General features: G+C 63.3%; 10 protein-coding genes. 8 read left to right on the forward strand and 2 right to left on the reverse strand.

The genetic code is table 11. The features are described 5' to 3' along the window. Positions 1-225: 225 nt before the first annotated feature. From ACZ3GY_RS09220 to ACZ3GY_RS09255, 8 genes are all read left to right on the forward strand, one after another. On the forward strand, positions 226-2,109 hold the full coding sequence (locus ACZ3GY_RS09220) for a methyl-accepting chemotaxis protein (RefSeq protein ID WP_463564524.1): 1,884 nt from the start codon (positions 226-228) through the stop codon (positions 2,107-2,109). Between the two features lie 193 nt (positions 2,110-2,302). Next, the gene (locus tag ACZ3GY_RS09225; protein ID WP_463564523.1) at positions 2,303-3,262 is read left to right on the forward strand and encodes an AAA family ATPase; all 960 of its coding nucleotides are present in this window, start codon (positions 2,303-2,305) and stop codon (positions 3,260-3,262) included. Further along, a complete protein-coding gene (locus ACZ3GY_RS09230) occupies positions 3,262-4,215 on the forward strand; it encodes a DUF58 domain-containing protein (protein WP_465909751.1) in 954 nt (317 codons plus the stop codon). The genes ACZ3GY_RS09225 and ACZ3GY_RS09230 overlap by 1 nt, the downstream gene beginning before the upstream one ends. Then, positions 4,212-4,706: a DUF4381 domain-containing protein gene (locus tag ACZ3GY_RS09235; RefSeq protein ID WP_465909752.1), complete on the forward strand. Its 495-nt coding sequence runs from the start codon at positions 4,212-4,214 to the stop codon at positions 4,704-4,706. The genes ACZ3GY_RS09230 and ACZ3GY_RS09235 overlap by 4 nt, the downstream gene beginning before the upstream one ends. Then, positions 4,699-5,730 (forward strand): vWA domain-containing protein, encoded by a 1,032-nt coding sequence (locus ACZ3GY_RS09240; RefSeq protein ID WP_225831609.1) that lies wholly within the window; start codon positions 4,699-4,701, stop codon positions 5,728-5,730. The genes ACZ3GY_RS09235 and ACZ3GY_RS09240 overlap by 8 nt, the downstream gene beginning before the upstream one ends. Continuing rightward, complete coding sequence (locus ACZ3GY_RS09245; protein WP_465909753.1) at positions 5,727-7,481, forward strand: VWA domain-containing protein; 1,755 nt, start codon at positions 5,727-5,729, stop codon at positions 7,479-7,481. Before ACZ3GY_RS09240 ends, ACZ3GY_RS09245 begins: the two co-directional genes overlap by 4 nt. After that, a complete protein-coding gene (locus tag ACZ3GY_RS09250; protein WP_465909754.1) occupies positions 7,478-9,118 on the forward strand; it encodes a BatD family protein in 1,641 nt (546 codons plus the stop codon). The genes ACZ3GY_RS09245 and ACZ3GY_RS09250 overlap by 4 nt, the downstream gene beginning before the upstream one ends. A 13-nt stretch (positions 9,119-9,131) precedes the next feature. Further along, positions 9,132-9,956 carry a helix-turn-helix domain-containing protein gene (locus tag ACZ3GY_RS09255; protein WP_465909755.1) on the forward strand — a complete coding sequence of 275 codons (825 nt, stop codon included), beginning with the start codon at positions 9,132-9,134 and terminating at the stop codon, positions 9,954-9,956. Positions 9,957-10,087: 131 nt separating this feature from the next. Here the strand turns inward: ACZ3GY_RS09255 and ACZ3GY_RS09260 are convergent, their stop codons facing one another. Together ACZ3GY_RS09260 and ACZ3GY_RS09265 are read right to left on the reverse strand one after the other, a co-directional pair. Beyond that, positions 10,088-10,675 carry a LysE family translocator gene (locus tag ACZ3GY_RS09260; RefSeq protein ID WP_465909757.1) on the reverse strand — a complete coding sequence of 196 codons (588 nt, stop codon included), beginning with the start codon at positions 10,673-10,675 and terminating at the stop codon, positions 10,088-10,090. Between the two features lie 158 nt (positions 10,676-10,833). Next, positions 10,834-13,212, reverse strand: coding sequence for an efflux RND transporter permease subunit (locus tag ACZ3GY_RS09265; protein WP_465909758.1), 2,379 nt, complete (start codon positions 13,210-13,212; stop codon positions 10,834-10,836). Between the last annotated feature and the right edge of the window lie 13 nt (positions 13,213-13,225).

Genomic DNA, 13,225 nt, shown 5'->3' on the forward strand with positions numbered 1-13,225 from the left:
GAAATTACCCGGGCAGCCGCTTTAACTGAATGCTTGAACGATGACTCCTCGGTCACAGAGGCTGCCTGAGCTTAACGACAGTGCAGACGCCAGCGCTTGCCATGCGGCGACATTTTCGTTCACGGCTATAGAGACTCAGCAGACGTCATACAACCCTTGCACTGCATTGGCACAACGCCTAAAGTCTGGCGTCAATAAAAATAATGCCAAATGGACATCACTCCCATGCCGCTCTTCCTCTCCTGGAAGCAGAAGTTTCGTCTGCTGATTCTCGTCACCCTGTCCAGCCTGGCTCTGCTTACCGCGGCCTCGTTCTGGGCCAGCCAGCGCCTCAATTCCTCGCTGCAAGCCAGGGAAGATGCAGCCGCCTATGTCAACGCCAGTACCATGCTGATGAATCAGTGGTGGCGCAGTAACGCTCAACGTCAACAACTGACTCCCGACAACCAGGCCGCCTTCAGTGCAGGCCTGGATGAGCTGCAGGCACTCGTCGACGCGCTACCAGCGCAGGCTCAGGCACTCAATGACGCCAGCACACTGGAACATGCCCAGCAAATCCAAACCGTGCTGCAACAGGAAGTCGCGCAGCAGCGTCGCTTGCTGAGTCTCAACCAGACCCTTGGCCTCACGCCTTTTGAAGGGCAACGCAAAACCCTGAGCGAAAAGAGCAAGGCGCTGGAGGCGATCAGCTTCGACATGATCAAGGCCACCGTCACCAGCTCCCTGAGCAGTCAGCGCGACTACCTGGCGACTTCCGATCCCGTGTTCGCCGAGATGACCCATGCATCCATCAAGAAGCTGCAAGCGCAGATCGATGATCTTGAGTGGCAAGACACCCCGGTCGGCAAAACTGTGTATGCGTTCAACAAGGCCTTCGTCGAAACCCAGAACAGCCTCGAGCAGATCAGTGCAACGAATAGCCAGTTGAGCCAACTTGGCGAGCAACTGCAGGCGCGCATTGATGCGCAAACGCAGGATCTGCAGCAGGGGCTGCTGCTGCAACGCGCCCAAGGTGCCAAACAAGCTCGGGTTTCCTCACTCTGGCTGATGGGCCTGAGCTTCGCCGTAGTCGCCGCCCTGCTCTCACTCACCCTGTTGCAGGCATCGCGCACGCTAGTCAAGCGCCTGGAGAACGTCACCCGACTGCTCAGCCAGGTTGCCTCCGGCGACCTCACCTGCACCCTGCCGGTCGGCACCAACACCAAGGACGAGTTCAATCAGTTGGCCGGTGCCGCGAACAGCATGATCCGCGACATTGGCCGCATCGTTGCCCAGGTGATCGAAGCCAACCGTGAGCTCAACCGCCTGCACGGCCACCTCGATGACTCCATGCGCCAGTTGGGCAACAACAGCACACAGGTAGAGATGCAGACCGAGCAGGCGGCTGCGGCCTCCCAGCAGATCAGCGCCACGCTCAACGACATGGCGCAGCGCACCGCTGAAGTCGGTAACGCCACCCACAGCGCCTACGATGCGGCGCGCAATGGTGGCAACGTGATCAACGCAAGTGCCGAGAGCATGAACCAGTTGGCGCAGTTGATTCAGAACACACACGCCCAGGTCAGCGCCCTCACCCAGTCTAGCGGCAAGGTCACCAGTATCATTGGCGTGATCAACGGCCTGGCTGACCAGACCAACCTGCTGGCCCTCAACGCCGCTATCGAGGCAGCGCGGGCCGGCGAAGCCGGGCGTGGTTTCTCGGTGGTGGCTGACGAAGTTCGTTCCCTGGCACAGAAAACCATGGCTGCCACCACCGATATCGCAGCCATCGTCAATGAACTCAGGCAACAGACGCAGCAGATGGATCAGTTGATGACCAGCGGCCTGAGCCTGGCGGAAGCGGGTCAGCGCAGTTCCGGCGAAGTGGCCAGCGCCATTGAGGGCATCACCGACTCAATGGAGCAGCTCAATGCACAGATGAGCCAGGTTGTGGTCGCCATCGAACAGGTGTCCGGCAGTACCGAAGAAATCGCCACCAAGGTCGAGGACATCAACCTGCACACTGGCAAGACCAAGACGCTGCGCCTTAGCCTCGACGAACACACCCAGGGGTTGTCGCGTCAGGTCGAAGCCCTCAACCAGAGCGCCAACCAGTTCCGCATCGCTTGAACCCATCACCGGCCGGGCGCGCCACTGCGCGGCGGCCGGCCGGATACGTGACCGGGCACACGATCGAAGCAGCGTATGGTAGCGATATGCGCAGCAGAGCATGCCCCGCATGGCTTAACCCCCCTGCCTTCGATTATCATGGTTGGCCCTGACGAGCGGGGTCGTCGCTCGCGATTTCCATCCTGGAAAACCTATGGAACACAGAGACGCGCTGCTCTCCCTTCGCCACTTCCTGGCCAGCCAGATCCTCGGTCAGGAAAAACTCATCGATCGCCTGCTGATCGCCCTGCTCGCCGACGGCCACATGCTGGTCGAGGGCGCTCCGGGCCTGGCCAAGACCAAAGCGATCAAGGAGCTGGCCGAAGGTATCGAAGCCGAGTTCCACCGCATTCAGTTCACCCCGGATTTGCTACCCGCCGACATCACCGGCACCGAGATCTATCGCCCGGAAACCGGCAGTTTCGTGTTCCAGCAGGGGCCGATCTTCCATAACCTGGTGCTCGCCGACGAGATCAACCGCGCGCCCGCCAAGGTGCAATCGGCACTGCTCGAGGCCATGGCCGAGCGGCAGGTATCGGTAGGCCGTAGCACCTACGACCTGTCGCCACTATTTCTGGTCATGGCCACCCAGAACCCGATCGAGCAGGAAGGCACCTATCCGCTGCCAGAGGCGCAACTTGATCGTTTCCTGATGCACGTGAAGATCGGTTTCCCCGATGCCAGCGTGGAACGCAAGATTCTCGCTCAGGCTCGCGGCGAAGCGCTGCACGGTGAAACCAAACCGGATCACCGCCTGAGCCAGCAGGCGATCTTCGCTGCGCGTAAGGAAATTCTCGGCCTGTACATGGCCGATGCGGTGGAGGAATACCTGGTGCAACTGGTGATGGCCTCACGCACCCCGGGCAAGTTCGACGCCGAGCTGGCCGAGTGGATAGCCCACGGCTCCAGCCCACGTGGCTCCATCGCCCTGGATCGCTGTGCACGCGCTCATGCCTGGTTGGCAGGTCGCGACTTCGTCAGCCCTGAAGACATCCAGGCGGTGCTGTTCGATGTGCTGCGCCACCGCATCATCCTGTCGTTCGAAGCGGAAGCCTCGGGTATCGATCAGGATCGCGTGATCCAGCGCATCCTCGACGTGGTTGCAGTAGCCTGATGCAATCGCACGCGGATAACCCTGAGCTGCAGGCGGGCATCCGTACCGATCTCAACCAACTCATCGACATGCGCCATCGCGTGCGTGAAGTGCAACTGTTCTCCTCGCCTGGCAGGCGCAGCCCGCTGATCGGCCTGCACCATTCGAAACTGCGCGGGCGCGGCGTGGACTTCGATCAGGTGCGGGTCTACCAGCCCGGCGACGACGTGCGCACCATCGACTGGCGCGTGACCGCGCGTACCCAGGAGCCGCATACCAAGCTGTTCCACGAAGAGCGCGAACGGCCGATCTACATTCTTGTGGAACAGAGCCGCCAGCTGTTCTTCGGCTCCGGCCTGATGTTCAAATCGGTGCTCGCCGCCCGTGCCGCCGGCCTGATCGGCTGGGCCGCACTGGGCCATAACGACCGCATCGGCGGGTTGGTATTCGGCGGCCAGGAGCATCACGAAATCAAACCGCGACGCAGCAAGCAGAGCCTGCTGCAACTGCTCAGCCGCCTGGCCCGTGCCAACCAGGCGCTGGATGGTGACGCGCCAGTCTACCGGGACAGCTTCGGTCAGGCCCTGCGCCGGGCCCGCGAAGTGCTGCGCCCCGGCAGCCTGGTAGTGATCCTCTGCGACGAACGCACGCTGAGCGACAGCAGCGAGCAACAGCTGATCCTGCTCGCCAGGCACACCGACCTGCTGCTGCTACCAGTCTCCGACCCTCTCGATCATGCCCTGCCGGCATCCGGCCTGCTGCGCTTCGCCGATGGGGAAGCCCAGTTGGAAGTGGATACCGAGGACGCCAACCTGCAGCACAGCTACGCGGGCCAGGCACAGGCCCGCCAGGCACGCTGGTTGCGCCTGGCGCAGAAGCTCGGTGTGCCCTTGCTATCACTGTCCACCGGTCATGAACTGGTCGATCAGTTGCGTGAACACCTGAACAACCTGCGCCCCGGTAAATCGGCATGAACCCGCTGGATCAACTGCAGCCACTGATCGCCCCGGCCGCCGTTGGCTGGTGGCCGCCCGCCCCTGGTTGGTGGCTGCTCGCGTTGCTATTGCCGCTGCTGGCATGGGCCACCTGGCGGCTGATCAAGCGGCTGCCCAAACCGAAGCGCAAACAGGCTGCCGAACAGCCCCTCGACCCACTGCGCGAGGCCGCCCTGCAGGAACTGCAACGCCTCAGCAAACCCTACGACGGCGCCCCTGCCGGGCCCTGGCTGCAACAGATCAACGGCTTGCTCAAGCGCCTGTGCCGCGAACGTTACCCGGACAGCCACAGCCATACCCTGAGCAGCCGCGCCTGGCTGGCGTTTCTCGACAACCGCTGTCCGGCCGCCGGCCTGACCCGCTGGATGATCCTGGTCGAAGGCGCCTACAAGCCACAGTGCACCCTCGACGACAAGGCCATCGAGGGTCTCAGTCAGGCCGTTGGCATCTGGATCCGCAAACATGTTTGAGTTCGCCTGGCCGTGGATCTTTCTGCTCGCGCCGCTGCCCTGGCTGCTGCGTATGTGGCTGCCGCCGGCCGACAGCGGCGAAGCGGCGTTGCAGGTGAGTTTCCTCGGTGAGCTGGAGAACCTCTCCGGTCGACGTGCTCGCCTGCAGTTGCCGCCCTGGAAGAAACAGGTGCATTTTGCTCTGCTCTGGCTGCTGCTGCTTTGCGCCGCGGCCCGCCCCGAATGGGTCGGCGAGCCGCTGCCGCTGCCAGCCAGCGGGCGTGACCTGCTGATCGCCGTGGACGTATCCGGCTCGATGGATTACGCCGACATGCGCTGGGAGGACGAGGAAGTCAGCCGCCTGGTATTGGTCAAACACCTGATGGGCGATTTCATCGAAGGTCGCACCGGCGATCGACTCGGGCTGATCCTGTTCGGCAGCCAGGCCTACCTGCAGGCGCCGCTGACCTTCGACCGGCAGACCGTGCGCACCTGGCTCGACGAAGCGGTGATCGGCATCGCCGGCAAGAACACCGCCATCGGCGACGCCATCGGCCTGGCGGTCAAACGTCTGCGTCAGCGGCCGGCGCACAGCCGCGTGCTGGTGCTGATCACCGATGGCGCCAACAACGGCGGCGAAATCGAGCCGATGACCGCCGCCCGCCTCGCTGCCGAAGAAGGCGTGACCATCTATCCCATCGGCATCGGCGCCGACCCGCAGCAAGGTGGCAACTTCGCGGCGTTCGGTTTCAACCCGAGCCTGGATCTGGACGAGCCGACCCTGCGCGCGATTGCCGAGCTCACCGGCGGCGAATACTTCCGCGCCCGCGATCAGAGCGAGTTGCAGGCCATCGAAGCCACCCTCGACCGTCTCGAGCCGGTGGCCCAGCAACCGACCCTGGCGCGCCCTGCCCTGGCACTCTATTCATGGCCCCTGGCAACGGCCGTGCTGCTCAGCCTGGCCCTGGTGGCCCGTAGCCTGTGGCCACAATTACGTCAGCAGCGCCTCACCCTCATGCAGCGACTGAGGCGCAAGGCACCATGATCGAATTCACCGGGCTGTGGCCCCATATCTTGCGCCCTTGGTGGCTATTGCTGCTGCCTTTGATGGCCTGGCTGCTGTGGCTGCTCACGCACCGGGAAAAACGCAGCGGCCGCTGGCAGACGCTGTTACCGCCCGCCTTCCATGCCGTGCTGCTACGCGGCGGCCGCGGTCGCAGCAGTCGCCTGCCGTGGATCGCCCTCGGTCTGGCCTGGCTGCTGGCCATCTTGGCGCTGCTCGGCCCCAGTTGGCAGCGGGTGGAACAGAACGACATGAAGCCGGCCGATCCGCTGGTGGTGATGCTCGAGCTGACCCCGCAGATGCTGGCCAGCGACGCCTCACCCAACCGCCTGGCCCAGGCACGCCGCAAACTGCTCGATCTGCTGCAGGCCCGCGGTGACGCACAGACCGCCATCGTCGTGTACGCCGGCAGCGCCCACACCGTGGTGCCGCTGTCGGACGACCTGGGCACCAGCCGCAACCTCCTCGAAGCGCTTAAGCCATCGATCATGCCGGAACCGGGCAAACGCGCCGACCTCGCCGTAGCCAGGGCTCTGCAACTGCTCAAGGACGGCGCTCAAGGCCAGGGCCGCCTGCTGCTGATCACCAGCAGCCTCGATGACAGCGAGCGCAGCGCCATCGGCAAGCTGCTCGGCAACCGGGGTGAGCGTCTGCGCATTCTCGGTGTCGGCAGCAGCGAGGGCGCACCGATCGTCCAGGAAGACGGCACCTTCATGAAGGACGATCAGGGCGCCATCCTCATGCCGCGCCTGGACACGGCCGGTTTGAGCCGGTTCGCTCGCGACCTCGGCGGCCAATACCGCGCTATCAGCCTCGACGAGCGCGACCTGCGTACTCTAGGCCTGCTCGATGGCCCGCAGCAGTTGCGCGACAACGGCCACAAGACGCAACTGCGTAGCTGGGCCGATCAGGGCTACTGGCTGTTGCTGCCGCTGTTGTTGCTGGCGGCCTGCGCCGGGCGCCGCGGCTGGCTGCTGTGCCTTCCGCTGCTGTTGCTGGGCACCCCGCAGACGGGCATGGCGTTCAGCTTCGACGATCTCTGGCTGCGTGCCGATCAGCAGGGCCAGCGCCTGCTCGAAGCGCAGCGCCCCAAGGAGGCCGCAGAGCGTTTCGATGATCCGCAGTGGCGCGGCCTGGCGCTTTATGAAGCCGGCGACTACGCCGCCGCTGCCGAGCAGTTCGCCCGGAGCGACAGCGCGGTGTCGCTGTACAACCGCGGCAACGCCCTGGCCCGCAGCAACGAGCTGGAAGCCGCCGTAGACGCCTACGAACGCGCGCTGGAAATCGACCCGCAGTTGCTGCAGGCGCAAAAGAACAAGGCACTAGTGGAAGAACTGCTGCGCCAGCGTGAACAGCAGCAAACCGAGCAGAAAGATCAGCCAGACGAACAAGAGCGCGACGAAAGCAACGAACAACAGCAGCCCGGCCAATCTGCGGCGCCCACACCGGACGAGCGCGAGGCCAGTCAGGGCCAGCCCGGCACCCCGCAGGAGCAACAGCCACCGAGCGAGCCGAAAACCTCGCCGGATCAGCCATCCGAGACAGGTGAGAACGCGGAAAAGCCGTCATCGCCACAACCCGACACGGGCAGCTCGGAAGACGATACCCCTCTCGATGGCGAGCGCCGCCAGGCTCTGGAACAATGGCTGCGGCAGATTCCCGATGACCCGGGCGAATTGCTGCGCCGCAAATTCTGGTACGAACAGCAACAGCGTCAGGAACAGCCACGATGACCCGCCTGCTCTGCACCCTGCTCTTCTGCCTGCTGGCGTTTCAGGCCAGCGCGCAGGACTTTATCGCCAGCATCGACCGCAGCCGGCTGAACCTGGGCGAAAGCGTCGACCTGACCCTGGAGTACACGGACTCCACCCAGTTCGGCAAGCCGGATCTGGCGCCGCTCAACGAGCTGTTCGAAGTGCTCGGCACCCGCCAGGTCAATCGTCTCACCACCCTGAACGGCGAAGCCCGCGCCACCACGCGCTGGATCGTCACCCTGCGGCCGCGCCATAGCGGCTACGTGGTGGTGCCTCCGCTGCGTCTGGGCAACTCGCAAAGTCAGCCGATCAGCCTGCACGTGCTGGAATCGGCCACCAAGAGCGCAGATGAGCAGATGGCACCGGTGTTCATCGATGCCAGCCTGGATCACGAGAGCGTCTACGTGCAGGCGCAGAGCGTGCTGACCCTGCGCATCTACCACTCCGTATCGCTGTATGACGACAGCAGCCTGACGCCGCTGGAAATCGCCGATGCCCGCGTCGAATCCCTCGGCGAGCCACGCACCTATGAACAGGACATCGGCGGGGTTCGCCATGGTGTGATCGAGCTGCGCTATGCGATCTTCCCGCAGAAGAGCGGCCAACTGACGATTCCCGGGCAGGTGTTCAGCGCCACTTTGGTCGACCGCTCCAACAAGAACGACTACCTGCCATTCGGGCCGCGCCCCGGCAAGGTCACGCGGGTCAAATCCCCAGAAATCCCGCTGACGGTCAAGGCGAAGCCTGCCGATTACCCCGCTGACGTGCCATGGCTGCCGGCCCGCGCCCTGAGCCTGGCCGAGGCCTGGAGCCCGGAACCCGGCCAGATCAAGGTCGGCGACTCGCTGACCCGCAGCCTGATGCTCAAGGCCGATGGGCTATCCAGCGCTCAGTTGCCGCCGCTGCCAGCGACCACCGTGGATGGCCTGCGCCGCTATCCGGATCAGCCGCAGCTGAACAATGAAAGCAACGAACGCGGCCTGATCGGCAGCCGTGAGGAGCGTGAGGCCCTGGTGGCCAGCAAGGCGGGTACGCTGGAGCTGCCGGCAGTCGAGGTGGTGTGGTGGAACACCCATGAGGATCGCCTGGAGCGCACGACCCTACCCGGGCGTAGCCTGGAAGTGGCAGCCGATCCGGCCATGAGCGTGGAGCAGCCGGTGGAACCACGCCCGCGCAGCACGCCGGTAGAAGACGTTCTGCTATGGCCGTGGCAACTGAGTACCCTGCTGTTCGCGCTCACTACCGTGCTCGGCTTCGGCCTGTGGTGGCACGCACGGCGCCAGCCAGCCATCCAGCGCGCCGCACAAACCGGCCCGAGCCCCCGTACCTTGCTCGACGACCTCAAGCGTGCCTGCCTGGCCAACGACAGCCATGCCACCCGCCAGGCCTTGGATGCTTGGGCACGCCAACAGCCGGAAACCCTGGCCGATATGGCAGCCCGTTTCACGCCGTTGTCCGAGGCTCTCGACGGCCTCAACGGCGCGCTGTACAGCGAAAGTGGTCAGCACTGGCAAGGCGCCCAGTTGTGGCAGGCCATCGGCGAGCTGCCGGCAGCCGAAAAAAACCAGGAAAACGGCCAGGAAACCACCCAGTTGCCGCCTCTTTATCCACGCTGAACAGGAGAGACCGATGGGCGATCGTCCCGCGTCTGCACATCCCAGCTTCTGGCGTGATACCGCTCTGCCCTTCGTCGAGCTGCGCTCGATCGAGGATGGCCGTCAGGTCTGCTATGGCCGGCACAGCCACGAGATCTTCTCCATCGGAGCGATCACCCACGGGCAGAGCACCTACAGCAATCGCGAGGTGGATCACCGCGTCAGCCAAGGCACCGTGGTGTTGATGAATCCGGGCGACGTGCATGCCTGCAACCCCATCGACGGGCAACCCTGGTCGTACCTGATGCTGTATGTCGACCCACAGTGGCTGGGTCGCCTGCAGCAGGCGCAGGGGCTGACCGATACGCCGGTCTTCCAGCGCTTCGCCTGCATCGCCAGTGAGGATGCCGAGCTGTATCAGAGCTTGCTGCAATTACGTGAAAGCCTGCTCAATCCGGCGCTTGGCCCGAACGGCAAGGCCGCTCAGGCAACGGCCTTCTTCAGCCTCGCCCTACAACGCCTGGCGCTGGAAGGCGACAGCGACGAGAGCATCAACCCACGCCTGGAACACGCCGCCCGCCTGATCCACCAGCACTGCGGCGAAACGCTCAGCCTCGACACACTGTGCGAGGCCGCACAGCTATCACCGTCGCAACTGATTCGCGGCTTCAAGCAACGCTACGGCATGACGCCTCACGCCTACCTGCTCAACCGCCGTATCCAGTTCGCCCACTCGCGCCTGAAGAGCGGTGCGCCACTGGCCGACGTCGCCCTGGAAGCCGGCTTCGCCGACCAGGCGCATTTTCAGCGCACCTTCAAACAATTCCTCGCCGCCACCCCCGGCCAATACCGCGGCTAGCGATAACGCCCCTGGCCCGACGCCGTAGCCTGGCGTTGAGCGCAGCGATACCCAGGTATCACTCGCAGGGCTGCCCCGGGTATCGCTTCGCTCAACCACGGGCTACGGTTCTCCGACGCTTTGACTTCGGCTCATGCCAGCAACAGATACCCCGCACTAGCGACCAGCAGCACAGCCAGAACCCGATTGAACACTCGAACTCTGCGCGGTTCCTGCAGATAGGGCTGCAGGCAGGTTCCGGCATACGCCCAGCAGGCCAGCGATAGGTAACACACCACGCAGTAGATCGCGGCGAACTGCCAGACCAGCAACACCTCACCATCGGCAACGAAGGCACCCATGCCGGCGATCGCCGCCAGCCAGGCCTTGGGGTTGAGCCACTGCATGAGCGCGCCGTGCATGAACGAAGCGACCGGCGCGCCCTCGCCCGCCTGCAGCGAACCATCGTCGGCCGCCAATCGCCACGCCAGGTACAGCAGAAATGCCACGCCCGCCCACTTAATCGCGGCGGTCAGCCAGGGTAATAGTGACAACAGTTCGTGCAGCCCCATGCCGATCAGTACCAGCAGCAAGGTGAAGCCCAGCGTTGCGCCGGCGACATGTCGCAGCGCAACCCGCAAGCCATACCGCGCACCGGTACTCAGCGAAACCAGATTGACCGGCCCGGGAGAAATCGAGGCGGCCAGCGCAAAGGCCGCCATGGACAAAAACAGACTCATCACGCACGCCCCCACCACTGATCTTGAGTGAGGCAAATTACCCGGTAGCCACCCAGGTGTATTGAAGAAAACACGCATGCCCCAAAGGGTGATAGCCAGGAGTCACAGGGCAAAAAAAACCGCGGCCAGACCGCGGTTTCTTCAAGTCGCAATCGGCTTCAATGAGCCAGCAGCGAACCACCTTTCTTGCCGGCCAGCTTCTCCGGCTTGATCAGGAAGTGCGCCAGAGCCGGCAGCAGCCACAGGGCGCCGAACATGTTGACGATGAACATGAAGGTCAACATCAGGCCCATATCGGCCTGGAACTTGATCGCCGAGAACATCCAGGTCGCCACGCCGATGGCCAGGCACAGACCGGTGAACAGCACCGCCTTACCGGTGGAGCGCAGGGTCTGGTAATAGGCTTCCTGCAACGGCAAGCCCGCGCGCAGGAACGTTTCCAGGCGGCTGTAGATGTAGATGCCATAGTCCACGCCAATGCCCACACCCAGAGCGATTACCGGCAGAGTCGCGACTTTCACACCGATGCCGAGGAACGCCATCAGGGCGTTGCCGAGGATCGAGGTGAGGATCAGTGGCAGCACGATACACACGGTCGCGGCGAAGGAGCGGAAGGTGATCATGCACATGATGCCCACGCACAGGTACACCAGCACCAGGATCAGCAGTTCCGAAGTCCCAATCACCTCGTTGGTTGCGGCTTCGATACCCGCGTTACCGGCGGCCAGCAGGAAATGCACATTCTCTGACTCATGCTCGGCGACGAAACCTTCGACCGCCGCCACAGTGCGCTTCAGTGTCTCGGCCTTGTGATCCTCGAGGAACACCAGCACCGGTGCCACCGAGCAGTCGGCGTTGTACAGGCCGTCGGCACGGGCGATGGAGTTGTTGAGCACGTCTTGGTTACGCGACAGGGTTTCCCATTTCAGGTTGCCCTCGTTCATGCCCTTGATCAGTTGCCGCGACACGCTGACCATGGAGATCGACGACTGCACGCCAGGCGTGTTGTCCATCGTCCACATCAGCTCGTCCATGGCCGCCAGGGCTTCGTAGGTCGAACAGCCTTCCGGCGCGGTCTTGACCATCACCACCAGCACATCGGAGCTGGTCGAGTAGTTGCGGATCACGAAATCGTTGTCGAGGTTGTAGCGCGAATCCGGACGCAGCTCGGGCGCGCCCTGATCGAGATCGCCGATCTGCAGGTTCTGCTGCTGGTACCAGAAGCCACCGATGCCGGCGAACAAGGCCAGCGCGACGGAAATCGGCGCGACCCTGGAACTGGCGAAGTTGGACAGCAGACGCCAGAACGGATGCTCACTCACCGCGTCACGCTTGCTGCGCTCCACGGCTTTCTTACTGATGCCGATATAGGAGATCGCCACCGGCAGCAGGATCAGGTTGGTGAAGACGATGACCGCGACACCGATGGACGCGCCGATGGCCAGTTCACGGATTACGCCGATATCGATGAGCAGCAGGGTAATGAAGCCAACGGCGTCAGCGAGGATGGCGATCATCCCGGGAAGGAACAGTTGCCGGAAGGTCAACCGCGCCGCCGTCAGCGCGTCTTCGCAACCACCGGATTGCAAGGCGATACCATTGATCTTCTGCACACCGTGGGATATGCCGATGGCAAAGATCAGGAACGGCACCAGCATGGAATACGGATCGAGCCCGAAGCCGACGGTATGCATCAGTCCCAGTTGCCAGCCGACCGCTACCAAGGTGGTGATCAGCACGGCAATGGTGCTGCGTATGCACCAGGTGAACCAGTACAGCAGCACGAAGGTGATCAGCAGTGCCACGCCAAAGAACAGCGCCACCATGACCAGGCCATCAATCAGATCACCGACCTTCTTGGCGAAACCAATGATGTGCACCTGCACGTCCGGATTCTGCGCCTGATACTTGCTGCGGATCTTCTCTTCCAGCTGGTGGGAGAAGGCCTGGTAATCGAGTTTGATCTGCCGGCCCTGATCCTCGGGATCCGGGTAGGACTCGAGCAGCGGCACATCGATGATGCTGGACTTGAAGTTGTTCGCAACCAGGCGACCGATCTGCCCGGACTTGAGTACGTTGCTGCGCAGTTCCTCGAGGCTCTGTGGGCTGCCGTCGTAGGTCTGCGGAATCACCTCGCCACCGGCGAAACCTTCTTCGGTGACCTCGGTCCAGCGCACGCTGGGGCTCCACAGCGACTTCAGCCCGGAGCGGTCGACGCCTGGGATGTAGAACACTTCGTCGTTGATCAGCCGCAGCGTCTCCATGTAATCCTTGCTGAAGATGTCGCCATCCTTGGCCTCCACGGAAATACGCACGGTATTGCCCAGGTTGGCCAGGTCGTTGCGGTGCTCCATCATGTTCTGAATGAACGGATGGCTCAGCGGAATCATCTTCTCGAAGCTGGTCGACGGCCTGACCTGAGTCGCCTGGAAGAACAGAAACACGCTGACCAGCAGGCAGATCAGGATCACTGCCGGCCGGTTGTTGAAGATCAGGCGCTCAAGCAGGCTGGCCTTGTCTTGGTGATGGTTACTCATCGAACACTACCCC

The sequence above is a fragment of the Pseudomonas sp. PME37.24/006 genome (assembly GCF_055556635.1).

Coding starts and splice junctions, on each gene's coding strand:
- ACZ3GY_RS09220 (WP_463564524.1), top strand. CDS start 226: ATGCCGCTCTTCCTCTCCTGGAAGCAGAAGTTTCGTCTGCTGATTCTC.
- ACZ3GY_RS09225 (WP_463564523.1), top strand. CDS start 2,303: ATGGAACACAGAGACGCGCTGCTCTCCCTTCGCCACTTCCTGGCCAGC.
- ACZ3GY_RS09230 (WP_465909751.1), top strand. CDS start 3,262: ATGCAATCGCACGCGGATAACCCTGAGCTGCAGGCGGGCATCCGTACC.
- ACZ3GY_RS09235 (WP_465909752.1), top strand. CDS start 4,212: ATGAACCCGCTGGATCAACTGCAGCCACTGATCGCCCCGGCCGCCGTT.
- ACZ3GY_RS09240 (WP_225831609.1), top strand. CDS start 4,699: ATGTTTGAGTTCGCCTGGCCGTGGATCTTTCTGCTCGCGCCGCTGCCC.
- ACZ3GY_RS09245 (WP_465909753.1), top strand. CDS start 5,727: ATGATCGAATTCACCGGGCTGTGGCCCCATATCTTGCGCCCTTGGTGG.
- ACZ3GY_RS09250 (WP_465909754.1), top strand. CDS start 7,478: ATGACCCGCCTGCTCTGCACCCTGCTCTTCTGCCTGCTGGCGTTTCAG.
- ACZ3GY_RS09255 (WP_465909755.1), top strand. CDS start 9,132: ATGGGCGATCGTCCCGCGTCTGCACATCCCAGCTTCTGGCGTGATACC.
- ACZ3GY_RS09260 (WP_465909757.1), bottom strand. CDS start 10,675: ATGAGTCTGTTTTTGTCCATGGCGGCCTTTGCGCTGGCCGCCTCGATT.
- ACZ3GY_RS09265 (WP_465909758.1), bottom strand. CDS start 13,212: ATGAGTAACCATCACCAAGACAAGGCCAGCCTGCTTGAGCGCCTGATC.